Here is a 25,449-nt window from a genome sequence, read left to right as displayed (position 1 = left end):
GGCAGCGCCGGCGTAGATGGGGTTGCCTCGGCCTCAATGGACTCGGGTTCGGTCGTCTCAGTTGTATTCGCCGGTGATGTCGCCTGCTCAGGCGACGTCGGCACGGTCGGCTTCGACGCGCTCGACTTCGGCACAGTTGGTTTCGGCACAGTTGCTTTTGGCACAGCCGACTTGGCCGCTGTCGATTTCGACGCCGCGGGAGTGCGCACCGTCGATTTCGGCTCCGCAGGCTTTGGCTCCGCAAGCTTTGGGGCCGTCGGCTTCGGTGTGGTCGGCTTCGGCACAGGGTTGGGCGCAGTTGACTTCGATGTCGTTGTGCGCGACCCGGTGGCGCGAGGTGGCGTTGGCTTCGCAGCGAGCTTTTTGGGCGCGGCGGGCTTTTTGGCGGCGGGCTTACGAGTAGCAGAAGCAGTTGGCCTGGCTGTAGTCGATTTTGCTGGAGAACCTTCAGCCGCGGTTGGCTTATCGGTGCTCACTGCGGGCTTCGTTACCAGCGGTTTAACAGTCTTCTTGCCCTCGTCGGGTGTTTGGGCGTTTTCCACTGTCCAAACCTACCAATCAGAAGTTGAGCGCATGAGCGAGTATCACGAATATGCAACAACCGGTCAAAATCTATGGAGTTCTCGGCGGGCACAGTTAGCCTGACTATCGCACAAGGGTGTGTCAATTTTACCGATCTCGGGTAAACAGCAGGTTAACTACGTCGCTAATTCCCGAGCCCCAGAACTACTGAGGAGACCACCATGACAACGCAAGTCGTTATTTTAGCTGCCGGCATGGGCAGCCGTTTGGGCCGCTCGCTTCCGAAGCCACTCACCGAGCTCAATGATGGCCGCACCATCATGAAGCAGCAGTTCGACAACATCCACCACGCCTTTAGCAACAACGCCAAGGTGACAATCGTTGTTGGCTACAAGCTCGAGCACATCATCGAAGCCTTCCCTGAAGCATCCTTCGTCTATAACGAGCAGTACGACCAGACCAACACCTCTAAGAGCCTCATGCGCGCCCTGCAGGCGTCTGCGCCCGGCGGAGTGTTGTGGATGAACGGAGACGTCGTCTTCGACCCGACCGTTCTTGAGCGCGCAGCAGCCATGGTTGCTCGCGATCAGTCCTTCGTCAGCGTCAACACTGCCAAGGTCTCTGATGAAGAGGTCAAGTACACCACTGACGCCGAGGGTTTCATCAAGGAGCTCTCCAAGACGGTCAAGGGTGGCCTCGGCGAAGCCGTAGGCATCAACTACATTTCGCGTGACGCGAAGGCAACGTTGCTGCGCCACCTGAAGAAGGTTGGCGACCAGGACTACTTCGAGCGTGGCATCGAGCTCGCTATTGCCGAAGACGGCCTCTTGATTGAGCCCATCGACATCTCCGACCTTTATGCCATTGAGGTCGACTTTGCTGAAGACCTCGAGCGCGCGAACCTCTTCGTCTAACTTCTGTTTTGGCTCGAGTGAGCCCTACAGAAACGCCCGTCCCGCACTTGGTGCAGGGCGGGCGTTTCTGCGAAAAGTGAAGAATCACTCAGAGAACGACGCCTGAGTGACAGTGTTTGTCATTTCGCCCGTTTACTATAGGGGCGTGGCGAACACAGCACTGGGTAGATCTGCATGGTCTCCCCTCACCCGATACCGCCGCACTCTTTGGTTGCTCACTATGCGTGACCTGCGCGTGCGGTATTCCACCTCAGCCCTCGGCTACGTGTGGTCAGTTCTTGACCCCTTGGTGATGGCAGGCATTTACTGGTTCGTTTTCACCCAGGTCTTCGACAAAGCTGTCGGTGAAGACCCCTACATCGTGTTCCTCCTCACGGCCCTGTTGCCATGGATGTGGTTCAACGGCGCTGTGTCGGATGCCACCCGCGCGTATCTTCGTGAGGCAAAGCTCATCCGCTCGACCAAAATTCCTCGCACCATCTGGGTCGCTAGGCTCGTGCTCTCTAAGGGCATTGAGTTCATTGCCAGCCTTCCGGTACTTGCCTTTTTTGCGATCGCCTCTGGCGCTGTGCTGCACTGGGAGGCTGTGTACTTCATGCTCGGCGTACTACTGCAGGCCGTGCTCACGGTGGGCGTTGGCCTGATTGTGGCGCCCCTCGTTGTGTTCTTCCGTGACCTTGAGCGGGCGACGAAGCTCGCTCTGCGTTTTCTTTTCTACGCCTCGCCCATCATTTACGGCATCCCCGATCTGGCGAAGCTTGGGCTTGACGGCCTCGCCGCTTTCAACCCGCTTGCCGGAATTTTCTCGCTTTACCGCGCAGCGTTCTTTCCGGAACAACTCGACTGGTACGCCGTCATTATTGGGGCCCTCATGAGTCTCATTCTGGTTGCCGTCGGAATCCTCGTCTTCACGCGCACCGAACGTGCCGTGCTGAAGGAGATCTAATGAGCGACAATTACGTTATTCGGGTTGACGACGCCGGCATCCGGTTTCGACTCAACCGCCGCTCTCGCCGCAGCTTCAAGGATCTCTTTGCTGGGCGTAAGCGGCGTGCCCGCGCCGACGAATTTTGGGCGCTGCGCAACGTAAGTTTCGATGTCACCGCCGGTGAAGCAATCGGTGTTGTCGGTCGCAACGGCCAGGGCAAATCAACCCTTCTCAAGCTAGTTGCCGAAGTGATGCTCGCCGACGAAGGTAGCGTGCACGTCGGCAAGGGCGTCGCCCCGCTGATCGAAATCACTGGTGGTTTTGTTGATGACTTGAGCGTGCGCGACAACGTGTATCTCACCGCCGGGTTGCACGGGATGACCAAGAACGAGATCAGCGATCGCTTCGACGAAATCATCAGCTTCGCGGAAATCGAGCGTTTCATCGATACGCCGTACAAGCATCTTTCTAGCGGCATGAAGGTGCGCATCGCCTTCGCCGTGATCTCTCGCCTCGAAGAACCCATCATTTTGGTGGATGAGGTTCTCGCCGTTGGTGATAAAGCCTTCCGAGAGAAGTGCTACCGCCGCATCGAAGAACTCCTCGAAGGTGGCCGAACACTGTTCTTTGTGTCGCACAATGAGCGCGACCTTCGCCGCTTCTGCTCCCGCGGCCTCTACCTCGATAAAGGTGAACTCGTGCTCGATGGGCCCATCAACGATGTGCTCGCCCGCTATAACGAAGATTACGGTTCCTGAACGACACCTCCATTCCCAGCTATTCCGAGGGCACCGTCAGAGACCTCCGGTACGGTTTAACGTATGGCTTCAAGCGAACTGAGCACGTCACATCCCATGGTTGTGCGCGGAATTGACCGCGTGCTTACGGTGCAGCGACCCGTTGTATTGGCGCACATTCGCAGCATCCGTCGGGGAAAACCGAATGCGACCCCGGATCAAATTATCGCCACTCTGGAACGCCGCTATCTGGCTGCGGTCACGACCGGTGGCGCCTTGGTGGGCGCAAGCGCAGCAATTCCCGCCGTGGGTACCGGTGCTTCGCTAGCTCTCTCGAGCGTCGAAACTGTGGGCTTTCTCGAAGCAAGTGCGCTCTTCGCCCAGTCGATTACCGAAGTTCACGGAATTGTCGTTGAAGACCCCGACCGCGCCCGGGCACTCGTCATGACCATGGTGCTCGGCAGCGCTGGCAGCGATCTCGTAAAACAGTTGGCTGCCCAAGCAACCGGCTCTGGCGTTGTTCGTTCCGCGTATTGGGGCGAGACGCTGGCTAAGGGCATGCCGACTGCCATGATGGGCCCCCTCGCCGACCGCATCAAACACACCTTTGTAAAGAAGTTTGCCGCAGCCCAAGGGACCAACATCGTGGGCCGTCTTGTGCCCTTTGGAATCGGTGCCGTCATTGGTGGCGGTGGCAACCACCTTCTGGGGCGTCAAATCATTCGTACCGCGCGCCAAGGTTTCGGCCCGGCACCCACCACTTTGCCGCTATGGCTAGAACCTGTAGTTGTGCTGCCCAGGGCCCCCAAAGCGCCCAAAGGCCCTAAGGCTCCGAAAGCCCCCAAAGCCAATCGAGCACTCGCGGCGCCGCACGACGGTGGCAAGCGAAAGCTGCGGCCCCAGCTGCCCACCCTGCGTAAACGTCGCGGCTGGGTCGAACTTGAGAGCTTCGCCGACCTTGACGCTCACGTCGATATTGACGAGCTGACAGCGACCGAAAACCCCGAGAGTCCGTAGTTCACCTATTCCGTTGCGGGTGACTCTTCTTCGTCATCATCCTCGAAAGGGTCAACTTCGGTAGCTTGCCGATCGCCGATGTGAAGCTGAGCGTGACGATGCCACAGCGCGACCAGCGATTCAACGGCGTCGTGAAAGCGAATCGTCGCTGAACCCGGCGAGGTATCGCCAAAATGACGCTCGGCCCAGTAGCCCAAGCTTTCGCGGGCCGACTCGTCGAACTGGACACGTTCGGCAATCGCCAAAATATCGCCAGCCCGATCGGCGTATAGCCACTCACAAGCTCCTAAATATCCTGCCTCGTCGATATCAGCGAGAGGCGATACCGGACGAGCAATGATGAGGGGCTTACCGGTGGCAAGCCGGTCATAGACCATCGCTGAAACGTCAGTGATCGCGACATCCGCCGCCACCAACTGCCAACCCAGCTCTTTGCCGTCATCGTAAATGTGCTGCACCGAAGGATCAGTTTCGTTCGCTTCGGCAATCGCAGCGATGATCGCTACGTTGGCATTCTTGTATTCATCATCGGCAACTCCACTGCGTGGGTGCGGCCGATAAATGAGACGGTGCTTGTCGCTGGCGAGCACGGCCTTAGCTAGAGCGACACCGTGGGTAGCGATCGAGCCATAGGCCGCCGCTTCCCTGTCGCCCTCCCACGTCGGCGCATACAGGATGACCGTGCGGGCATCTGGCGTGTAAGGCAGTTCACCGGCAAAGTGGTCGGCCTGTGGGCGACCAATCGGGATTGCTTTCTTCTCCAAATCGAAATCCCACAGTTTGTGCTCAAACGATCGAGAGCAGCAGCGCCAGCGACGAAACTGAAATCGTAGGCCTTGAACTGGTTTGTCGTCATGTACATTTTGTCGCTCTCACCATGGTTGATGAAAACGTGCCACATGCGCCCATAACGGAACATCTGAAAATTCTTGGCGTTCTGGTTGACGTAAAAAACGATCTTGAGCGGTTGCTCAGAAACAAACTGTTCAAGTTCAGAAACGCGCCGCAAATACACCGTCGGCACCGGAGCTTCATCCCAGAGCGCAAGCACCGTGCTCGGCGAGCGAGCGATGATGCTCACCGGAAAACGCTTCGACAACTCCGCAAGCGGCGCATACCACTGACGGATTTGATAAAGGTTGACCTTGGTATCAGCGAAGTACACAACAATGCTGACTGCTCCGGGCGTCGGCAGCGGATGCTCACCCACGAGATTCGCGACGCGACGCCGATTGCGGCGCGAACGCAACATTGTGCGCACCACCTTGCGTGCGGTCGTGAAATCTTTCCGTAGAGCCATGGTCTCAATCAAATCAGTCGAGGGCCGGTGCAACGCACTTTTCACTACACCGTTACCGAGCCGATGCTCATGCTGGGGAGCTGTCGCAGTGCTGCGGTAGCGGAGCACTGGGGTGCGATTGGGCCGTAGTTTCGATAGTACTCGCCCTAACGTTTACGTCATCTGGGCAGTTGCTGGGGGCAGGCTACGGTAATCCGCAGGTTTTCGCAGGTTTAGAAGGTACGATTGATAGAATGACCGATTCTGATTCAACCGCACCGTCTGACTCCACCGAGACCGCGATCACTTTCTCCGACCTCGCGCTCAGCGATGCGGTTTTGAAAGCGGTCCGTGACATTGGCTATGAGACGCCTTCGGCTATCCAAGCAGCCACCATTCCTACTCTTCTGGAGGGGCGCGACGTAGTCGGCCTCGCCCAGACCGGAACAGGTAAGACGGCAGCGTTCGCGCTGCCCATCCTGTCTCGCCTCGACGTATCCCAGAGCAAGCCTCAGGCTCTCGTGCTCTCCCCCACCCGCGAACTCGCGTTGCAGGTGTGTGAAGCTTTCGAGAAGTACGCCACCCACATGCGTGGGGTGCACGTACTCCCCGTTTATGGTGGTCAGGCCTACGGCGTTCAGCTGTCCGCACTGCGCCGTGGCGTTCACGTTGTTGTCGGTACCCCCGGCCGCATCATGGACCACCTCGCCAAGGGCACCCTTGACCTCTCCGAACTCAAGTACCTCGTACTTGACGAGGCCGACGAAATGCTCAAGATGGGCTTCGCCGAAGATGTCGAGACGATCCTCGCCGACACCCCCGACGACAAACAGGTCGCACTCTTCTCCGCGACGATGCCGGCCCAAATTCGCCGCATCTCCAAGAAGTACCTGAACAATGCCGAAGAGATCACGGTCAAGTCGCAGACCACCACCTCGGCAAACACCAGCCAGCGTTACCTCGTTGTCTCGTACCCGCAGAAGGTCGACGCGCTCACCCGCATCCTCGAAGTCGAAAACTTCGAAGGAATGATCGTCTTCGTTCGCACCAAGAGCGAAACCGAAAACTTAGCTGAGAAGCTGCGCGCGCGCGGTTACTCGGCAGCAGCCATCAGTGGTGACGTAGCTCAAGCCCAGCGCGAGCGCACCGTCAACCAACTCAAGTCAGGCAAGCTCGACATCCTCGTAGCAACCGACGTTGCAGCTCGTGGACTCGACGTTGACCGCATCAGCCACGTCGTCAACTTCGACATCCCCGTTGACACCGAGTCGTACGTGCACCGCATCGGTCGCACCGGTCGTGCCGGTCGCAGCGGTTCGGCGATCAGCTTTGTCACTCCTCGCGAGCGTCGCCTGCTGACCGCCATCGAGAAGGCCACGCGCCAGCCGCTCACTCAGATGCAGCTGCCCTCGGTCGAAGACGTCAACTCCACGCGACTCACTCGCTTTGATGACGCCATCACTGAGGCGCTCAACCAGCAGCCGCGCATTTCGGCGTTCCGGGACATCATCGCCCACTACGTTGAGCACCACGATATTCCTGAGACTGATGTTGCCGCGGCACTAGCCGTTGTCGCTCAGGGTGACACTCCCCTGCTGCTGTCGGCCGAGGAAGAACGTGCCCAGCGTTTCAGCGAGCGGGACGAGCGCAACTCGCGCAACGATCGCCCCGAACGCGGCGGAGATCGTGGCGGCGAGCGTGGCGATCGCCCCGAGCGACGCCCCCGTTCCACTAAGCCGATGACGGCCTACCGCATCGAGGTTGGCAAGCGCCAGCGCGTTGAGCCTCGCCAGATTGTGGGAGCCCTCGCCAACGAGGGCGGGCTCAGCCGTGACGACTTTGGCCACATCCAGATTCGTCCCGACTTCTCGCTCGTCGAGTTGCCCGCAGACATGTCGAAAGACGTGCTTGAGCGACTGCGCGATACCCGCATCAGCGGCAAGCTGATCGAGATCAGCCCCGACCGCAAAGCGAATGGCGGCGGAGCACGCGGCGCTGACGGCAAGTCCCCCAGCCGCGATCGTTCCTTCGAGGGCGGCGCCCGCGCCAACCGCGAACGCGAAGAATCGCGTGGTTACAACAACCGCGATTCTGCCCCGCGAGAGAGCGCTGGTCGTGACAGTGGAAGCCGCGACGGTGGTACTCGCGACAGCGGCACTCGCGACAGCGGAAGCCGTTACGAAGATCGCCCCACTCGCAAGCCGCGATACTAACTAGCTCATAGCCTCAGCGGCGGCCTCATCACGGAAACGTGGAGGCTGCCGTTGAGTCAGTTAACCCGCTCTAGTGAAGCTAGATGACGGGTGGTCGACCGGCACGCGCCATCCGTCCCACGGTCGCCCAGCTCATGCTGCGACGGCCCCCCGGGTTCTCGCGCCAGCCGGCGAACCAGCCGCCCCACCAAGCACGCATGCCGACAGGGTTGCGAGCCGAACGCAAAATCTGTATCGCGGTCCAGCTTGCAACGTAGATCGGTACGAGCAGTACCGGCAGATTACGCTTCGCCAACCAAATACGATTGCGCGCGTTGAGTCGGTAATAGTAGCTGTGCCGCGCCGGGTCAATAGCCGGGTGGTTGGCCACGAGATCTCCGGCATACCAGGTGCGTTTGCCGGCAGCCCACACGCGCCACGCCAGCTCTATGCCTTCGTGAGCATAGAAGTACGGGTCTCCCCAGCCGCCAATCTCGTCGAACAGCGGGCGGGGCATGAGCACCGCGCCCTCCCAGACCGAGAAGACGTCACTGGCATGCCGCGGGTCACCCTTGCGGATGCGCGGAATCCACCGCCGAGGGTTCTCTTTGCCCTCAGCATCCTCCACGCGGGGCTGCAGAAGGCCAATCGCAGGGTCGGTCTCAAACTTGGCAATCGCATCGCTGAGGAAGGTCGGAGAGGGAATGCTGGCATCGTCATCGAGAAAGAAGATCCAGTCGCCCTCGACGTGCTCAACCCCACGATTGCGGCCAGCGGGAATGCCGAGGTTGTCGGTCAGGTGGAGGCCGCGCACGCCATCCGGAAGGCCTGTGGGCTCCCAGCCGTTGCCGACAACGATGATGTCGAGCTCGACCCCGCGCTGCACCTCAAGCGAAGCGAGACCGCGGGCCAGGTCAGCAGGACGCTTTCCCTGACTGAGAGAGACAACGCCGACGCGATGAATCATGAGCGAACGCGCTTGGAAGCCATGATCGCAACGAAGTGACCGGCCAACGCGAGTGCTGCCAGCGGAATCAAGATGAGAAGCACGGTGCGCTCAGCGGCCAACGCGGGCACAAAGAGCGCAACGATCGCGGTCGCAAAGGCGATCATCGTGAGTTCGACCGAGTGATATAGGCGGTGGAAGGGCACAAAACGAGCGAAGCGACGCAGTTTCGCCACCGTGCTGTGGCTCGGTTCTGCCTCGCTCTTGCGGTCGCTGAGTTTCTCGAGACCAGCATTGGCACGCGCAACGTGCACCATGTCGTTGAGGGCCTTATTCAGCACGATGAGTAGGGCGAGAGCAAAACCGGCGGTAGTCCAGGCAAAATCAGCGGGAAAATCGAGGGGCCATCCTGCTGCCCGGATGCCGAGAGCGATGGGGATAAGCGCCTCTGTTGTGTAGTGCCCCACCTTGTCCAAGAACACCCCGGCCGGCGAACGCGTGTTGCGCCAGCGGGCGACTTCGCCATCGCTGCAGTCGACGAGCATCTGCATTTGGCCGAGAACAAGGGCGAGCGCAGCGCCCGTGAATCCGGGAATGAGGAGTGCTGCGGCAGTGAGCCAGCCCGTGAGAATCATGAGGCCGGTGACCCCATTGGCGCTGATCGATGTCTTCAGCAGCATCCACGTGACGTAAGGGGAAATGTCGCGTAGGTAGAGCGACGCCGTCCAGTGTTCGGCGTTAGCGCGTAGTCGTACCTCTGGTGGCTGCGTTACTTCACGCAATTGCGCGATGCTCTGCGGACGGGCTGAGGGGTCTGCTGGTGTGTGGGTAGACACGCGGTTACCTTCCCGTTTGCGCAGTGATATTTTTGGTGAGTTTGAGGAATCCCAGTATGAAACCTGTGCCCCAACCGAAGTGGATGCACGGCAACACGATCAGATACCAGAGACCTGATCGTAGCCCGTCTTTTGCTGCCGCAATGCCCGAGGCGGCGAGAACGAAGAGGCCGTAGATCACTGGGGCGATGTAGGCGAGGCTCAACCAGCTGGCGCTCGTGACGCTGCCGACGATGCCAAGCATAAGGCCGAGCACTGTGCCGAGAACCGCGAGCGGCGGCACGAAATAGCGCAGCGAGTTTGCTGTTCCAAAGCGGCGCGCCAATTCTCCACGCCAGATTCCGGTCGCGACGAATTGTCGGACCAGCTTGCGCAGGCTTGACCGCGGGCGGTAAACGACTTGAAGTTCTGGAGTGAACCACACCGTGCCACCGCTGGCCCGGAGCCGGCGGTTCAGTTCCCAGTCTTGGCCGCGCTTAATGTCTTCATCAAAGAGGCCGACAGCCACAAGTCGGTCGCGTTGAAAAACGCCCAGGTAAGCGGTGTCGGCGGGGCCAGCTTTGCCACCGGTGTGGTGCTGGGTGCCGCCAAGGCCCTCTGGCGATCCGTAAGCGTGCGCAACGGCTCGCTCGAACGGGGTGCGCCCTTGGGCTTTCATGATGCCGCCGACGTTATCGGCGCCGGTGCGTTCAAGGGTTTCGACAGCGATGCGGGTGTAGTCAGTTGGCAGCACGGAGTGCGCGTCAACACGCACCACGATGGGGTGGGTTGAGGCCCGTATCGCAGCGTTCAAACCGCCAGGCGTCGAGCCAAGCTCGTTGGGGATATGACGGATGCGGGGATCACGCCGTGCCATCTCGTCGATGACAGCATTGGTGCCATCGACACTCGGGCCCAGGGCGAGCACGATTTCGAATGGGCCTTCGTAGTCTTGCGCTGTGAGGCTGTCGACGGCTGCCTCGATGTGCTCAACCTCGTTGAGCACGGGCATCACGTACGAGACACCCGTGAGGGCGTGAACCTTCTCTGCCATGTGTTCCAATGCGTCGGACCGGGTTGTCGGTTGAGCTTATCGTGTGGGGCGAGAACTGCGAGGCTTACACACGTATGCGGCGCGCACAGGCTGAAATGCCCGTGCGCGCCGCAGTGTGGTTGTTGTTAGTTCAGCGACCCTAACGTGACGTCGACCGTGGAGGCCTTGCCGTTACGCACGTAGCTGAGTGTGGTTTCCTCGCCGGCCGAGTGCGCACGCACCTGAGCGGTGAGGTCAGTCTTGTTGGTGATGGGAAGACCATTGAAGCTCGTGACGATATCGCCAACCTTGAGCCCAGCATCCGCTGCTGCTCCGCCTGCTGAGACGTCGACGATGCTCGCACCGACGACTTCGGCTTCACTCTGCGCTGGGTCGTCAGTAACGTCTGCGACGGCAGCACCGAGGAGACCGTGGGTGGCGGTTCCATTCTCGAGAATCTCGTTAGCAATGCGGCTGGCAAAGTTCGAAGGAATTGCGAACCCAACTCCGATGCTGCCTGCGTTACCGCCGGATGACGCGATGGCGACGTTGATTCCGATGAGCTCACCGTCAGAATTCAGCAGCGCACCGCCCGAGTTGCCCGGGTTGATCGCAGCATCCGTCTGGATTACCGAAAGCGCGACCGAGGCCTGGTTTGCTGAGCTCTGACCGCTATCTTGACCGTTTTCCCCAAAGAGGTCGAAGTTCCAGAGGTCAGGTGATTGGCTGTCATCGGGCGCTTCTGTACTTGCTTCTGGGTCTTCAGGCAATGCCGAGGATGCGATCGTGATGCTTCGGTTCAGCGCACTGACGATTCCGCTCGTAACGGTGCCAGAAAGGCCGAGAGGAGCACCGATGGCGACTGTTCCATCGCCAACGTTGAGGGCACTGGAGTCGGCGATTTCGACGAAGGGCATGTCACTGACATCATCGATATTGATTACGGCGATGTCAGAAATGGGGTCGAAACCGACCACGGTTGCCGAGAGCAGACGGCCATCACTCGTCGTGACAGTCACTTTGGGATCGGCAACTTGGCCGTCAAGAGTAACGACGTGGGCGTTCGTGATGACGTTGCCGTCAGCGCTGATGATCACACCGGATCCGCTACCGCCCGCATTCTGGCCGCTCACGTTAATGGTGACGATTGCGGGGGCCGCTTTCGCAACGACTGAGGTGACAAGCGTCGCATTTCCCGGATCGTTCACAGTGATCGAGGCGGGGCTTGTCGTTGAGCTAACCGCCGAAGTGGCTTGGTTGCCCACTGCCCACAGCGCTACGCCTGCTCCGGATGCGCCGCCGAGGAGCGCAACGATGGCGAATCCGGCGACGAGGCCGAGCGTCATGCCTGACTTTTTCTTCTCAGGTTTCGGAGCAGGAGCCGCGAAACCGTCAGTTGCGGCCGGCCCAAAACTGGCACCGGGGGCGGCAGCTGAAATCGTCGCCACCTGAGCCGCTTCGTTGACCACAGTGGGCTCGCTTAGCGTCGGTTCGCTCATTGACGCTTCAGTCACCGTCGGTTCGCTTGCCGGCGTTGCCTCGCTAGCGGGCGTTGCGTCACTGCTGGGAGTTGTGGGGGTGTTGTTTTCGCCGGGTGTTGTTGCGGGGGTCGGTTCTTCGGGGACCTCAGTCATGTTGTGCTCCTTTCGGCGATGCAAGCTTCCATCGCGAACCTGTGCATTCTATTTGGGCACGCTGTACGAGGGCTGCGTGACCGCCGCGAGTTGGTCGGCGTCTACGACGCTGAGCCGTTACGGCCGTGCAGTCATGATGACTCCCGCCTCGGTGACGCGATGTCGGGTCGGGTCCACGAGCGAGATTTCAACAGTACGGAAGTCTCGAAAGTTCCCCAATTTCGATTTCATGGGATCGCTTCCATGAAATCTCTTGACAGGAGATGAGGCCCTCTCTAGTCTTGTCGAAAGTCCATGGGAGCGCTTCCATGAAGAGTGACGATAAGCGCTTCTCCCCTGATACACGCCCACAAAGGAGTGCCGTGAATTCACGACGCGCAACAACAGCCACGATCGCAGGTGCCGCAATCTTTGCGATGGCCCTCACCGGATGCAGCGCATCCGGTGGCGGCTCCGACGACGGAAAGATCACTCTGTCGGTAACGACGTTCGGCACCATGGGTGTCGATGCCAACTACGAGAAGTACATGGAAGAAAACCCGAACATTGTCATCGAGGCCACCAACCTCGAGGGCGGTGGAGCTGCCCGCGACGACGCGTACGCCAAGATCGCCGCCGGCACCGGACTCAGCGACGTCGTCGCGATCGAGGAAGGCTGGCTCAGCACGATTCAGGAAGTCAGCGGATCATTCGTCGACCTGCGCGACTACGGCATCGAAGATGTCAAGAGCGATTGGCTCGACTGGAAGTACGAGCAGGGAACGGACGCCGACGGCCGCGTTATCGGAGCCGGTCTCGACATCGGCCCCCAGGGCATCTGCTACCGCGGCGACCTCTTTGAGACAGCGGGCCTGCCGAGCGAACGTAGCGAAGTTGCCGAGTACTTCGGTGGCGAAGATGCCAGTTGGGATCGCTTCTTCGAAGTGGGCAATGAATACGTCGAAGCCAGCGGAAAAGCGTTCTACCACAGCCCCCGATTCTTCTGGAATTCATTCGTGAACCAACAGGCTGAGGGCTACTACAAAGCCGATGGCGAAACATTGAACATCGAGGGCAACTCCGCTCTCAAGAACCAACTCGCCATGATCGTCGACGCCGAGACTGCCGGTCTCGGTGCTGGCCTTCCGGGATGGGATGTCGGGCCACAGGCTAAGGCTGGCGACTTCGCCACCTACATGTGCCCGAGTTGGATGCTCGGCATTGTGCAGGGCTACTACGACGAAGGCACCACCGACAGCGGTTGGGACTTCGCCGATGTACTCCCCGGCGGAGCAGCCAACTGGGGCGGCGCCTTCCTCGGTGTCGCCGAGTCATCCGAGCACAAAGAAGAGGCAGCAGCTCTCGCGCTCTGGCTCGCTGCACCCGAACAGCAGGCAGCGGCATTCGAAGTTGCCGGACCGTTCCCGAGCACTGTTGAGGGTCAAGCTCTCGTTGCAGACTCCACTAACGCGTTCTTCAACAACGCCCCCGTCGGTGAGATCTTCAGTGCTCGTTCAGAGGGTGTCATCGCTCAAGTGAAGGGACCCGAGGACTCCAACATCCAGGACAACGTCTTCGGTCCGGTCTTTGACCGCATTGGCCAAGGCGAAATCACCGATGGTGACACTGCCTGGGATGAAGCAATGGAGTTGCTCAATCAGATGGTCGGCTAGCGCGAGCTCGCTCAGCCCCGAATAACCGACGGGCGGCCTAGGACTCATGCGTCCCTGGCCGCCCGTCGCTACCCTCACGCCCCTCACGCGGATTGGCCGATCGATGTCCAGCACGAGCACGACCAGCACAACACCCACGCAACGGGACACAGCGAAGTCCCGTTCTGCCCTCACCTTCCGGCAGAAGCTGTCGAACTTCGACTACAAGGTGTCGCCGTTTCTCTACATCGCGCCGTTCTTCATCCTCTTCGCTCTCATTGGTATCTTCCCGATCGTGTACACGTTGAACGTGTCGCTCTACGATTGGCACCTACTGAAAGGGCAGGGCGACTTCGTCGGACTAGCGAACTACCAGTCGGTGCTGTCTGACCCCTTCTTCTGGAATGCCTTCGGCAATACGGTCAGCATCTTTCTCCTATCGGCACTCCCCCAGCTCGTGTTCGCCACCGTCATTGCCGCTCTGCTCGACCAGACTCTGCGCGGCAAAACTTTCTGGCGTATGAGCATCCTGCTGCCCTACATCGTGGCTCCCGTCGCCGTTGCCGTGATCTTCGCGCAGATCTTCAACCAGTACACCGGCCCCGTTGCTGGACTCCTCGATCTCTTTGGGCTCGACCCCATTCGCTGGGCATTCGATGTGCTTCCTTCACACATTGCGATCGCGAGCATGGTCAACTGGCGCTGGACCGGCTACAACGCCCTCATCCTGCTCGCAGCCATGCAAGCTATTCCGCGGGATGTCTACGAGTCGGCTGCCCTCGACGGTGCCAACAAGATTCGCCGCTTCTGGTCAATCACCATTCCTATGATTCGCCCCACCCTCATCTTCGTCGTCATCACCGCCACTATCGGTGGCCTGCAAATCTTCACCGAACCCAAGCTGTTCGACGGACGCACCAACGGCGGGGGAAGTCGCCAGTTTCAGACGATCGTGCTCTACCTCTATGAGCTCGCGTTCCCGCGCCGAGACTTCGGTCGGGCTGCGGCTACCGCATGGATTCTGTTCATCATCATCATTCTGGCGGGGCTCATCAACTACGCGATCACCCGTGCCATCCGCACCAACGACGTCAAGCCCGTGAAAGTCTCCAAACAACGGCCCTACGTCACGACGACTTACAACGGAGGCCGCAAGTGAGCGCCCTGACTGAACGACTGCGCCCCGCAACCCCTGAACGGTTCGCCGAACGCCGCGCACGCCGCCGCGCCACCTACGAACGCCCCGGAGTGTTCACCTACGCACTACTCGCCGCCTTCTTCGCAGGCTCAGCCTTCCCTCTGTGGTGGTCGTTCGTGATCGGCAGCCGCCAGTCGTCCGACACCAACCTCGTGCCCCCGGCAGTCGTTCCCGGCGGCAACTTTCTTGCGAACGCCTCCGAAGTGTTTGCGACCGTGCCGTTCTTTCAAGCCCTCATCAATAGCATCATCATCTCGACCGCGATTGCGGCATCCGTCGTCTTCTTCTCGACGCTTGCCGGTTATTCGTTTGCCAAGCTTCGCTTTCGCGGCCGCAATGGCTTGCTCGTGGGAGTGATCGCGACGATGGCGATTCCGACTCAGCTCGGCATCATCCCGCTCTTCATGCTGATGGCGCAATGGCACTGGATCGGCACCTTGCAGGCCGTCATTGTGCCCGGAATGGTCACCGCTTTTGGGGTGTTCTTCATGCGCCAATATCTCGTCGACGTCATCCCCGACGAACTCATCGAGGCGGCCCGGATGGACGGGGCAAACATGTGGGGCACCTTCTGGAACGTTGCAATTCCCGCAGCGAAACCGGCAATGGCTGTGCTCGGCCTCTTCAGCTTCATGGCAGCCTGGACCGACTTCTTGTGGCCCCTGCTCGTGCTGGGCCCCACAAACCCCAGCGTGCAAACCGCTCTCGCCGCGCTCAGCGCTAGCGGTGGCCAAACGCCAGACAACTCGCTGGTTCTCACCGGAGCCGTGCTGTCTGTCGTTCCCCTGCTCATTCTCTTTATCGTCGCCGGTAAACAACTTATTGCCGGCATTATGCAGGGCGCGGTTAAAGGCTAACTGCCACGATCCTCCCTCGTCGCTTACACTTTTCCGCAACCAAATAATCTAAGGATCTCCTTGAACATGGGCACCCCCACGTACCGCGACTCTGGTCTCGAATTCCCCTCCAACTTCCTGATCGGATCGGCAACTGCGTCATATCAAATCGAAGGCGCCGTCGACGAGGATGGCCGCGGCCCCTCGATTTGGGACACCTTTAGCGCTACCCCGGGCAACATCGTCAACGGCGACACCGGCGCGATTGCCGATGACCACTACCACCGGCTCGAGAGCGACCTCGATCTCATGGCCTCACTCGGTCTCGAGGCGTATCGTTTCTCGATCGCGTGGCCGCGCATCCAACCGCTCGGCTCTGGCGAGGCAAACCAGGCCGGTCTCGAGTTCTATGGGCGACTCGTCGATGGTCTCATCGCCCGCGGCATCCGCCCCATCGCCACCCTGTATCACTGGGATCTTCCGCAAGCGTTAGAGGATCTTGGCGGGTGGACTTCTCGGGAGACGGCATACCGGTTTGCTGAATATGCGGCAATCGTTGGCGAATATCTGGGCGATCGTGTGGATTGTTGGACCACCCTCAACGAGCCGTGGTGCAGTGCCTACCTCGGCTACGGCTCAGGAGCACATGCTCCCGGTCGCACGGAACCGCTCGCGGCGTTGCAGTCGGTTCACCACTTGCAGTTGGCCCACGGCTTGGCGTTGCAGGAGCTACGTAAAACGGTGACAACCGACGCTCAGTATTCGGTCACGCTGAACTTTCATGTGCTGCGGGGTGACGACGCGACCTCTCCCGAGGCTAAGCGTCGGATCGATGCTCTCGCCAACCGGGCATTCACTGGCCCGATGTTGCGCGGCGAGTACCCGGCAGATTTGCTGGACGACACTGCGGAGATCACCGACTGGAGCTTCGTGTTGCCGGGCGATCTGCAGATCATCCACCAGGACATCGACTTTCTGGGCGTCAACTATTATTCGACGGCCACGGTGCGGATGTGGGATGGCGCGTCACCGAAAGAGAACGCTGACGGCCACAAGGATGTTGGCGGTTCGCCCTGGCCTGGCAGCGGTCACGTTGAGTTTCTGAAACAAGCGGGCCCCTATACGTCAATGGGGTGGAACATTGCGCCCGATGGTCTCGAGGAGTTGCTGGTTTCCCTCAGCGAACAGTTCCCCAAATTGCCGTTGGTCATCACCGAGAACGGTGCCGCATTTGAAGACACTGTGGTGGATGGCGCGGTGCACGACGCCGAGCGCGTCGACTATTTACGTCGCCATTTCACCGCTGCGCACCGAGCGATCGAGCGCGGTGTGGACTTGCGTGGGTATCTGGTGTGGTCGTTGCTCGACAACTTTGAGTGGGGCTACGGTTACAGCAAGCGGTTCGGCATTGTGTATGTCAACTACGACACCCAAGAGCGCATCGTGAAGGACAGCGGCCTCTGGGTGAAGTCGCTGATCGCCGAGCACCGTATTCCTCAGTAGTTTGCAGGGTGCGCCGCCACTGGGCTGCGTGGTTCTCGACGCTACGATTGACGTCACCGCCGCCCACGAAAGGCAATGATGACGAACGACACGGATGTTCCCGCCGTGGCACCGCCAACGTTGCTGGCGGTCGCGCAGCGCGCGAAGGTCTCGCGTTCCACTGCGTCGCGGGTTATCAATGGTTCCTCGCAGGTGACGGAGGAAGCGATCGCTGCCGTCACTAGTGCGATTAGCGAGCTGAACTATGTGCCGAATCGCACGGCGCGCAATCTTGCCAAACGCACGACTCAATCAATTGCGATGGTCATCCCCCAGCAGACATCGAAGTTCTTTGCTGACCCCTATTTTGCGGCGGTGATTCAGGGGGCGGCACTGCATATGGCTACTACGGATTACACGCTGACGTTGCTGATCGAGTCGGATGATGATCCAGCGAAAACTCGCCGGTTTCTTGAGGGCGGCAATGTTGATGGTGCTCTAATTTTGTCGCATTACACCCGCGACGCCGACTACGTTTCGCTTTCTCGCACCCTGCCGGTGGTGTTTGGCGTTCGCCCTTTGAGCTCAGACGACGGGCCGTTTTCTGTTGTCGATGTCGACAATGTTGATTCAGCAGTTCTTGCTACCCAGCATTTGGTGGATTGCGGTCGTACTCGGATTGGGATGATCGGCGCACCGCTGGGCATGTCGGCGGGTCTTGACCGCACGGAAGGGTGGCGTTCGACGCTTGTGCTCGCTGGTATTGAGGAGGGTCCGTTCGAGGAGGGTGATTTGACTCCTGCTGGCGGTGCTGCCGCTATGGAGCGAATTCTCGATCGGGGTGATCCGATTGATGGGCTGGTGGCCGCAACGGCCCAGATGGCGCATGGTGCGGTGGGCGTTTTGAATGAACGTGGTGTCACGATTCCTGGGGATATCGCGGTGGCGACGATCGATAATAATTTCTTTTCGACGAGCGCGCAGCCACCTTTAACATCGGTCGATTTGAATACGGATGCTAAGGGTGCGGTGATGGCGCAGACGTTGTTGCGGATGATCGCTGGCGAGACGGCGGAACGGTTTGTGCCGATTCCGATTGAGCTCATTGTGCGCGAATCGACGGTCGCTGGCGCCTGAGTTGCCTCGGGCCGAGTGTGCGGACGGCTGAGTCTGGTTGCTCTAACAGCCGATGCCGGTGGGGTTGACATTGCAGTCTTTGTCTACGAGCACTGTGCTGGCGTGGCCGGCGGTTGCTGTGCGTGGTGGGGCGATGATGGTGAGGGTTCCGACGACGTTTTGCCAGCTATTGTCGGCTACCCGGAATTCGGCGGCGTAGGTGACGGCGAGGGTGATTGTGTAGTTGCCGGCTGATTGGTAAATGTGGCTGGTGGGGGTGGCATCGAATTCGGTAATCTTCTGTTTTGCCCAGGTGGTGCCGGCTGCGCTGAGTTCTGCGGATGTGCCGTCGCCGTAGTCCCAGCTGTAGGCGATCGGGGTGAATCGAACTTGGGCTGGGCCCCCGAAGAGTGTGCCATCGACGATGTGCGTCGATGCGTTGGCATAGAAATTGGTGTCGAGCCCGACGATCATCCACTGGTTGGGTTGCATCCCCGCGGTGGGCAGCTCTGGGCGAAATGTAGCGATATCGCTGATGCTGACGGGGCCCGTATCGTCAACGGGCTTGGTTGGCGGATTACCCACCACCTTGCACCCCTTCGGAAGCCCGACACCACAGATCAGGGTCACCGGAGACTTGGCGCGATTCACCACGCCGACAGCGTTAGCCCCGTTGTCGCCGGGGCCCGAACCCACCCCCGGGCCACCCGACCCGGGCACCTCGGTTGTTGCTCCGATTTCTACGGAGTCGCCTGTGACGCCGGCCGTTGCGCAGAGACCTTGCGCGTATTCCATTTCGCTGCACTTGTCGTTCGAGTTCGACGCAAAGGAGACGGTGACCGGAGATAGGGCGACGAGCATCCCCGCTGCTAGCGCGGCACTGAATCTGGTTCTTATTAGCACTCGCCGTCGCCCCACAACAGTTGGTCTGACACGAGCAGCGCTTCGCCCGCCTCTACGTAGTCAAAGGTGACTTGCATGGTTGATGAATCAGCGCGTTCAGGAGCGACGATCGATATACCGGATGAATCGAATACGCCAACTTCTGAAATGTTGCGACAAACATAGATTGTGACGATCTCCCGCGGACCACCTGTCGGTGAGTACCTCTGCAATTCCGAGGCTCCGATTTTTGAAGCTCCAGATTGCGTCCTGCCTGCGTCGTGGAATTCCTTCAAGCCCTCGATCGACGATTCGAGGAACTCGCCGGTCACGACCTCGGCCAGTCGCTCAGGATTAACCCCACCTTCGTTCAGTATTTCTGAGGACACCCGAACGTACTCCGCATACGCCACTTCGGCCGCCGCGAGGGCTTCCTCGTCGGTGGCGTAGGGCGCAACGAAGGTGGAGATCGGCTCGGGTGGGGCCGGAGCGTCGGTGGGCGTGCATCCGCTCAGCGAAGCTAAGAGGAGCATGCCCACCGACCCGCGTACAAGGTTCGGTAGCCGCATAGGAAGACGCTAAGCATTTCTCGTGATCGGGGCGCCAGACTTTCCACAGTCAGAAGGCGAATCGCGGGCTACTAATGGTTAGGCTTGCGGAACGATGACTGTTACAGGATCTTGGGAACGCGCCGCCAATGGCGCCATGCTGCTCGGCGCCGATGGGCAGCTGAGCCAAACAATTTTCGCCGAAATGTCTGCGCTTGCCGTGGCGACCGGCGCCATCAATCTGGGCCAAGGCTTCCCCGATGAAGACGGCCCTATCGAAGTGTTGGATGCCGCGCGCAAAGCTATTAGCGACGGCGTCAACCAGTACCCTCCTGGCAACGGGCTCCCGGTGCTGCGCAACGCGATCGCCGAACACCAGCAACGCTTCTACGGCATCGATATTGACCCCGATACCGAAGTGCTCGCCACCGCCGGAGCCACCGAAGCCCTCGCCGCTACGATCCTCGCGCTCACCAGCGAAGGCGACGAAGTGATCACTCTCGAGCCGTTCTACGATGCCTACGGCGCCATGATCAACTACGCGCGCGCGACACACGTGACCGTGCCGCTGCGCTCCCCTGACTTTCAGCCCGACCATGACGACATCCGCGCTGCCTTCAGCGGAAACACCCGTCTGATTATTCTCAATAGTCCGCACAACCCCACGGGTGCTGTTCTCGACCGGGCAACCCTCGAACTTATCGTCGAGCTCGCCCATAAGTACGACGCGCTCATCGTGACCGACGAAGTCTACGAACACATCACTTTCGGCCACGAACACATTCCGATCGCGAGTCTGCCCGGGGCGTTCGACCGCACCATCAGCATCTCCAGCGGCGGTAAAACGTTCAACACTACGGGCTGGAAAATTGGCTGGATCACCGGCCCCCAACCCATCCTGCAAGCCGTTATGGCGGTCAAGCAGTACCTGACCTATGTCAACGGTGCACCATTCCAACCAGCAATCGCTGTGGGTCTAGGCCTTCCCGATGAATACTTCACCGGACTCGCCAACGGCCTCGCCCGCAAACGCGACACCCTCAGCGCTGGCCTTCGCAGCGCAGGATTCGACGTCAGCACTCCCCAAGCTGGCTACTTCATCATTGCGGATGCCGCACCCCTCGGAGTCACGGATGCTGCCGAATTTTGCCGCACCCTGCCCGACCTCGCCGGTGTCGTCGGAATCCCTGTCACCGCCTTCGTGCACCCCCAGAACCACGGCGACTACAACACTCTCATCCGCTTCGCCTACTGCAAGAAGACTGATGTGCTCGATCGGGCCGCCGCCCAGCTCGCGGGCATGAAACTGCGCCACTAGCCAGCGCAGAACACAACGACAAACACGCGTCGATCGATCACCAGTGTGTGATCGATCGACGCGTGTGGTGTTACGACGGCGAGAAGCCGATCGCGCCAGCTCCTAGCGAGCTGCTGTTTCCACTGGCGTAGCAGGCTCGACGGTCGCTGCCGACGTGCCAATTTTGCTCTGCACCAGTTTGCCCGTTACGTCAGACAGCCAACCGAGGCACGCACCCACAACAAGAGCTAAGAGGGTCGACCAGATTCCTTCAGGGTTGCCGAAGAACGACGAGGCGCCGAGGAAAGCTCCGGGAATGAAACCCAGCACCGCCCAGCCTGCTTGCAGACACATCAGCGCCGCGATGATTCCGACACCGACCGCTACCGCTCCGGCCGCCGGAATCGCGGGGGTAACCGTCACAACAAGCCAACCATAGGCGGCACCGCTGGCGGTGGTTACTAGCGTGCTGCCGAGCCCACGGGCCGTTCCCCCGGAAGCGAAATAGGCCGCCCACGCCACAAAACCGACCCAGGTCACAAGGCCGAGCACGGGACTGAACTGCGCCCAAAGACCAGCAAGAATACCGACCGTCAGCGCTACACCAAGATAGTTCTTCATGCGCGGCACCCCGCGACCTGAGTCGGGGCAATGGAAGTTCGAGAGGAAAGCATCGTTGCATATCTCCTTGAGGACAGTGGATACCGATCGGGTTCGATCTGTTCCCAGTCTGTTGGGAGAGTTCGGCACGCTATAGGCCACTCTTCACCTAATGGACCGGTGAGCCTCTATTTCGGCGTCAGCAACGACAGCGCGGCCTCAACTGAGCCCGAATCTCGCCCCAGCGGTAGCCGAATGAAAGAGCCGAAGCGGTCGTGGGGCGAAAACGTAGACCCGATCGTAAACGTCACCCCGTGAGCGGCGGCGCGAGCCGCAAAAGCGTTCGCGTCGGAGCCGATATCAATCCACAGCCCCGAACCACCACGCGGGCGCTCCCAGCGCCACTGAGGAAAATTGATGGTCAGAAACTCCGACAATTCTGAATAACTCAGCTGAAGCTGGGCTCGACGCAGGCGCCTCGCTTCGGGGACCCGCTCAATGAGAGCCGTCGCCAGCAACTGTTCTGGAACAGGACAGGAAAGGTCTAATGCTTTCTTCGCCGTGGTGAGGCGCCGAATCATGCGCTCCCCCGTGCGAATCCACCCGATTCTTAGACCGCCCCAGAAAAGCTTCGACAGCGTGCCGATCGAGATGATGTCATCCGGATCCATCAGAGCGGCAAGCCCCGGTGCTGCTGTCGGACCGTCCAGAGTGAGATCGGCAGAACAGCAATCTTCAACAGCGAGAAGCCCCAGTGACGTCAGTTGCGCCGCGAGTTCCTGCCGGTGGCCGACCGACATCCCTGACCCTGTCGGATTGTGAATTCCGGTCTGGCAGTACAACAACCGAGGACGATGGCGCATCAAACCCGCAAGCGCGTGAGGGTTAACCGCTCCGTTTTCCATTGGCACGCCGATGAGGCGAGCACCGGCATCCGCAAATGCTTCGAGTGCGCCTCGATAGCTGGGATCTTCTAAAAGAACTTTGTCACCGGGGCCCGTGAGAACGTGGGCAACAAGCCACAAAGCCTGCTGCGCGCCAGCAGTAACAAGGATCTGCTCGGGAGCGGTCGGAGTGCCATCCACGCTGAGTCGTGTGGCAATTGCTTCCCGCAAAACGGTCAGGCCCGAAGGGAAATAGCCATCGGTGCGCAGGAGGCTGCCGAGAGAATCACGGTCGAACTCTCCCCACGCCTCCGCAACCAGGTCGAGGCCCGTGAGGGCGGAACTGCGCAGGTCGAGAGCAGGCGTGTGCGAGGTGGTGGTGCTGACGCGACTATAACTGGTCCATCCCGCGTGCCCATGGTTGCGCCGACGAACACGCGTTCCGGACCCGGTCGCAGCGACGCAATACTCTTGCGCGACAAGGATGTCGAATGCTGCCGCAACGGTGCCTCTCGACACTCCTAGCTCGATCGCGAGCGGTCGTTGGGCGGGAAGCTTGGCACCATCGGAGAGTGCGCCGGAGACGATAGTTTCTCGAATCGCGTCGGCCAGGGAATCGGCCAACCCGACCCGCTGGGTGTCATCGGTGCTTGCCCAGCCAGTGATGAGTCGCGCGAGTTCTTGGGCAGGGACCCTTCTACTCTGAGTTTCTGCAGCATTGCCCACCATGATGTTGATAACTGTAGTCATGATGAAATCATCGATAGGGCCAAAGGTGTGCGAATGGCCCAATGACCGCCGCGGAGTGGTACGAGAGTGTACGGGCGACCAATAGACGCAAAGGAGCGATTTAATGGCAACTGTAGGCATATTAGGCACTTTTGATACCAAGGCCGAGGAGTACGAATTTGTGAGGGCTGCCGTGGAAAATGCGGGCGTTTCTACCCTCATGATCGACGTCGGCGGGTTCGAGGGTGGCATTGCTGATCCCGAAGTTACTGCAGAAGAAATTGCCGCCGCCGGCGGCGGAGACCTAGAAGAATTGCGCCGGGTACGAGATCGCGGCGCGATGGTCAGCACGATGGCGAAAGGTGCCGCGATAGTGGTACCCGCGCTAGCGGCGGCTGGCCGCATTGACGCGATTCTCGCCCTTGGTGGATCTGGCGGCTCCTCGGTGGCTGCGGCAGCAATGCAAGCACTGCCGATCGGTTTCCCGAAGGTGCTGGTCTCGACAATGGCAGCGGGCGATGTGTCGGCGTATGTCGGCGAAGTCGACTCAACAATGATGTATTCCGTCGTTGATGTCGCTGGCCTCAATCGGCTCTCCCGCGTGATCTTCGGCAATGCCGCTCGCGCAGCAGCCGGAATGGCTGAAGGCCGTGCCGCCGTTCTGAAAGCCGCCGAGGGCAATGACAGGCCACTCATCGGCATGACGATGTTTGGGCTCACTACCCCTGCCGCCAACGAAGCCCGCGCCACGCTGATCGATCTTGGCTATGAAGTTCTCGTCTTTCATGCCACGGGCTCCGGCGGACGGTCGATGGAAAAGCTTGCCGAGTCAGGTCACCTGGCCGGGGTGCTCGATCTGACGACGACGGAAATCACTGACGAGATCGTTGGTGGAGTGCTCACCGCAGGCCCCGATCGCCTCACCGCAGCGGGAAAGGCTGGGATCCCCCAAGTTGTGAGCACTGGCGCCACCGATATGGTGAACTTTGGCCCCAAGGCCACAGTTCCCCCACAGTTCGCTGATCGTACGTTCGTCGTGCATAACCCGACCGTTACGCTCATGCGCACCACCCCAGAAGAGGCGCGCACAATCGGAGAAACAATCGCCTCAAAGCTTCGAGACGTGGATGCCCCTACCGAGGTGTTTATTCCGTTGCGCGGCGTTTCGGGACTCTCCGTCGCCGGAGGCCCTTTCGATGATGACGCCGCTGAGGGCGCTCTCATTTCGGCGCTGCGGGAGGGACTAACGGGGTCAACGGTTCCCGTTCATGAGGTCGACCAAGCGATCAACGACGCGGGTTTCGGCGCGCTCGCCGCTCATGCACTCCACCGCCTTATCACCACACAACAACAGGAGAAAGTTAATGATTGACAAAGCTGAAGCACTCGAACGTTTCCGGGCAGCCTCTGCAGAAGGCCGCGCCATTATCGGGGGCGGCGCTGGTACCGGGCTCTCCGCCAAAGCCGCCGAAAAGGGCGGCATCGACCTGATCATCATTTACAACTCGGGACGGTATCGGATGGCCGGACGCGGCTCATTGGCCGGGCTCCTGCCCTACGGCGACGCGAATGCCATCGTCGTTGAAATGGCCGCCGAAGTTCTGCCGATCGTCGAGAACACTCCAGTGCAGGCTGGTGTGTGTGGCACCGACCCGTTCAGAAAAATGGACGTCTTTCTGGACGACTTGAAGCGTATGGGTTTCACCGGAGTGCAAAACTTTCCCACGGTGGGTCTCTACGACGGAGTGTTCCGCCAGAACCTCGAAGAAACGGGCATGGGATTTGCGCTCGAGGTTGAGATGATTCGTCTCGCCCACGAACGTGATCTTCTGACGACGCCCTATGTCTTTGACGAAGAACAAGCGGTCGCGATGACCGAAGCCGGCGCTGACGTACTTGTCGCGCACATGGGCCTCACGTCGAGCGGCACTATTGGCGCCAAAACTACGTTGACTCTCGACGAAGCCGTGACTCGGGTGCAGGCAATCGCCGACGCTGCGCACGCGGTGAGCCCCGACATCATCGTGCTGTGCCATGGCGGGCCCATCGCCGAACCCGATGATGCCAAGTACGTTCTTGATCGCACCACCGGGGTGCAGGGGTTCTTCGGTGCTTCGTCGATCGAGCGACTTCCCACCGAGGTAGCCATCGCCGAGCAAACTCGACGCTTCACGAGCATCCAGATCGACAAGAAGTAACTGCGCTGGCGGTGAGACGACACGCTGGTGT

Annotated in this window: 24 protein-coding genes; 15 read left to right on the top strand and 9 right to left on the bottom strand. The window is 60.1% G+C overall.

Translation table 11 applies throughout. The features are described from left to right. Positions 1–36 precede the first annotated feature (36 nt). The 5 genes from ON14_RS15325 (at position 37) to ON14_RS14735 (ending at position 4,118) form a co-directional block, all read left to right on the top strand. Positions 37–645, top strand: coding sequence for a hypothetical protein (locus ON14_RS15325; protein ID WP_010206290.1), 609 nt, complete (start codon positions 37–39; stop codon positions 643–645). A 98-nt stretch (positions 646–743) separates the two neighbouring features. Further along, a complete protein-coding gene (locus ON14_RS14750) occupies positions 744–1,436 on the top strand; it encodes a phosphocholine cytidylyltransferase family protein (RefSeq protein ID WP_010206289.1) in 693 nt (230 codons plus the stop codon). Positions 1,437–1,596: 160 nt separating this feature from the next. Further along, positions 1,597–2,382, top strand: a complete 786-nt coding sequence (locus ON14_RS14745) for an ABC transporter permease (protein ID WP_039743137.1) — start codon at positions 1,597–1,599, stop codon at positions 2,380–2,382. Next, positions 2,382–3,122 (top strand): ABC transporter ATP-binding protein, encoded by a 741-nt coding sequence (locus ON14_RS14740; RefSeq protein WP_010206285.1) that lies wholly within the window; start codon positions 2,382–2,384, stop codon positions 3,120–3,122. The genes ON14_RS14745 and ON14_RS14740 overlap by 1 nt, the downstream gene beginning before the upstream one ends. 63 nt (positions 3,123–3,185) lie before the next feature. Next, positions 3,186–4,118 carry a hypothetical protein gene (locus tag ON14_RS14735; protein ID WP_202800975.1) on the top strand — a complete coding sequence of 311 codons (933 nt, stop codon included), beginning with the start codon at positions 3,186–3,188 and terminating at the stop codon, positions 4,116–4,118. Between the two features lie 5 nt (positions 4,119–4,123). Here the strand turns inward: ON14_RS14735 and ON14_RS16455 are convergent, their stop codons facing one another. Further along, positions 4,124–4,882, bottom strand: a complete 759-nt coding sequence (locus tag ON14_RS16455) for a CDP-glycerol glycerophosphotransferase family protein (protein ID WP_337459763.1) — start codon at positions 4,880–4,882, stop codon at positions 4,124–4,126. Here ON14_RS16455 and ON14_RS16450 point away from each other — a divergent pair. Together ON14_RS16450 and ON14_RS14725 are read left to right on the top strand one after the other, a co-directional pair. Then, positions 4,849–5,412 (top strand): hypothetical protein, encoded by a 564-nt coding sequence (locus ON14_RS16450; RefSeq protein WP_337459762.1) that lies wholly within the window; start codon positions 4,849–4,851, stop codon positions 5,410–5,412. The two genes, ON14_RS16455 and ON14_RS16450, sit on opposite strands and share 34 nt — an antisense overlap. 239 nt (positions 5,413–5,651) lie before the next feature. Continuing rightward, complete coding sequence (locus ON14_RS14725; RefSeq protein WP_010206283.1) at positions 5,652–7,610, top strand: DEAD/DEAH box helicase; 1,959 nt, start codon at positions 5,652–5,654, stop codon at positions 7,608–7,610. A gap of 79 nt (positions 7,611–7,689) precedes the next feature. Here the strand turns inward: ON14_RS14725 and ON14_RS14720 are convergent, their stop codons facing one another. The 4 genes from ON14_RS14720 to ON14_RS14705 all read right to left on the bottom strand — a co-directional run bounded on the left by ON14_RS14720 (position 7,690) and on the right by ON14_RS14705 (position 12,017). Continuing rightward, entirely contained in the window at positions 7,690–8,556 is an 867-nt protein-coding gene (locus tag ON14_RS14720) for a glycosyltransferase family 2 protein (protein ID WP_010206282.1), read from the bottom strand. Then, positions 8,553–9,371, bottom strand: coding sequence for a CDP-alcohol phosphatidyltransferase family protein (locus tag ON14_RS14715; RefSeq protein ID WP_010206281.1), 819 nt, complete (start codon positions 9,369–9,371; stop codon positions 8,553–8,555). Before ON14_RS14715 ends, ON14_RS14720 begins: the two co-directional genes overlap by 4 nt. Positions 9,372–9,375: 4 nt before the next feature. Continuing rightward, positions 9,376–10,404: a glycosyltransferase family 2 protein gene (locus ON14_RS14710; RefSeq protein ID WP_010206279.1), complete on the bottom strand. Its 1,029-nt coding sequence runs from the start codon at positions 10,402–10,404 to the stop codon at positions 9,376–9,378. Positions 10,405–10,529: 125 nt separating this feature from the next. Beyond that, positions 10,530–12,017, bottom strand: coding sequence for a S1C family serine protease (locus ON14_RS14705; RefSeq protein WP_010206277.1), 1,488 nt, complete (start codon positions 12,015–12,017; stop codon positions 10,530–10,532). Between the two features lie 362 nt (positions 12,018–12,379). Here ON14_RS14705 and ON14_RS14700 point away from each other — a divergent pair, with 362 nt between their 5' ends. The 5 genes from ON14_RS14700 to ON14_RS14680 all read left to right on the top strand — a co-directional run bounded on the left by ON14_RS14700 (position 12,380) and on the right by ON14_RS14680 (position 18,301). After that, on the top strand, positions 12,380–13,669 hold the full coding sequence (locus ON14_RS14700) for an ABC transporter substrate-binding protein (protein ID WP_010206275.1): 1,290 nt from the start codon (positions 12,380–12,382) through the stop codon (positions 13,667–13,669). A 103-nt stretch (positions 13,670–13,772) separates the two neighbouring features. Continuing rightward, on the top strand, positions 13,773–14,807 hold the full coding sequence (locus ON14_RS14695; protein WP_010206273.1) for a carbohydrate ABC transporter permease: 1,035 nt from the start codon (positions 13,773–13,775) through the stop codon (positions 14,805–14,807). Beyond that, on the top strand, positions 14,804–15,703 hold the full coding sequence (locus tag ON14_RS14690) for a carbohydrate ABC transporter permease (protein WP_010206272.1): 900 nt from the start codon (positions 14,804–14,806) through the stop codon (positions 15,701–15,703). The genes ON14_RS14695 and ON14_RS14690 overlap by 4 nt, the downstream gene beginning before the upstream one ends. A gap of 66 nt (positions 15,704–15,769) precedes the next feature. Next, positions 15,770–17,185 carry a GH1 family beta-glucosidase gene (locus tag ON14_RS14685; RefSeq protein WP_010206271.1) on the top strand — a complete coding sequence of 472 codons (1,416 nt, stop codon included), beginning with the start codon at positions 15,770–15,772 and terminating at the stop codon, positions 17,183–17,185. A 75-nt stretch (positions 17,186–17,260) separates the two neighbouring features. After that, positions 17,261–18,301 (top strand): LacI family DNA-binding transcriptional regulator, encoded by a 1,041-nt coding sequence (locus ON14_RS14680; protein ID WP_237719742.1) that lies wholly within the window; start codon positions 17,261–17,263, stop codon positions 18,299–18,301. Positions 18,302–18,343: 42 nt separating this feature from the next. Here the strand turns inward: ON14_RS14680 and ON14_RS15955 are convergent, their stop codons facing one another. Both ON14_RS15955 and ON14_RS14670 read right to left on the bottom strand, forming a co-directional pair. Then, on the bottom strand, positions 18,344–19,141 hold the full coding sequence (locus ON14_RS15955) for a PKD domain-containing protein (RefSeq protein ID WP_010206269.1): 798 nt from the start codon (positions 19,139–19,141) through the stop codon (positions 18,344–18,346). A 35-nt stretch (positions 19,142–19,176) separates the two neighbouring features. After that, a complete protein-coding gene (locus ON14_RS14670; protein ID WP_010206268.1) occupies positions 19,177–19,731 on the bottom strand; it encodes a hypothetical protein in 555 nt (184 codons plus the stop codon). Positions 19,732–19,825: 94 nt separating this feature from the next. Between ON14_RS14670 and ON14_RS14665 the strand changes: the two genes are divergently transcribed. Next, entirely contained in the window at positions 19,826–21,028 is a 1,203-nt protein-coding gene (locus ON14_RS14665) for an aminotransferase class I/II-fold pyridoxal phosphate-dependent enzyme (protein ID WP_010206267.1), read from the top strand. 102 nt (positions 21,029–21,130) lie between these two features. Here the strand turns inward: ON14_RS14665 and ON14_RS14660 are convergent, their stop codons facing one another. Both ON14_RS14660 and yczR read right to left on the bottom strand, forming a co-directional pair. Further along, complete coding sequence (locus tag ON14_RS14660; protein ID WP_010206266.1) at positions 21,131–21,628, bottom strand: DUF1097 domain-containing protein; 498 nt, start codon at positions 21,626–21,628, stop codon at positions 21,131–21,133. Between the two features lie 167 nt (positions 21,629–21,795). Continuing rightward, positions 21,796–23,241: an aminotransferase-like domain-containing protein gene (yczR, locus tag ON14_RS14655; RefSeq protein ID WP_010206265.1), complete on the bottom strand. Its 1,446-nt coding sequence runs from the start codon at positions 23,239–23,241 to the stop codon at positions 21,796–21,798. 103 nt (positions 23,242–23,344) lie between these two features. On the opposite strand from yczR, the gene ON14_RS14650 reads away from it, so the two are divergent. Together ON14_RS14650 and ON14_RS14645 are read left to right on the top strand one after the other, a co-directional pair. Beyond that, a complete protein-coding gene (locus tag ON14_RS14650) occupies positions 23,345–24,592 on the top strand; it encodes a Tm-1-like ATP-binding domain-containing protein (protein ID WP_010206263.1) in 1,248 nt (415 codons plus the stop codon). Next, positions 24,585–25,418, top strand: a complete 834-nt coding sequence (locus tag ON14_RS14645) for a phosphoenolpyruvate hydrolase family protein (RefSeq protein WP_010206262.1) — start codon at positions 24,585–24,587, stop codon at positions 25,416–25,418. The genes ON14_RS14650 and ON14_RS14645 overlap by 8 nt, the downstream gene beginning before the upstream one ends. Positions 25,419–25,449: the final 31 nt, after the last annotated feature.

Source organism: Salinibacterium sp. PAMC 21357 (assembly GCF_000247645.1).
Taxonomy (GTDB): Bacteria; Actinomycetota; Actinomycetes; order Actinomycetales; family Microbacteriaceae; genus Rhodoglobus.
Note: the sequence above shows the minus strand (reverse complement) of the source record. Positions and strands in the feature narration are given on the sequence as shown.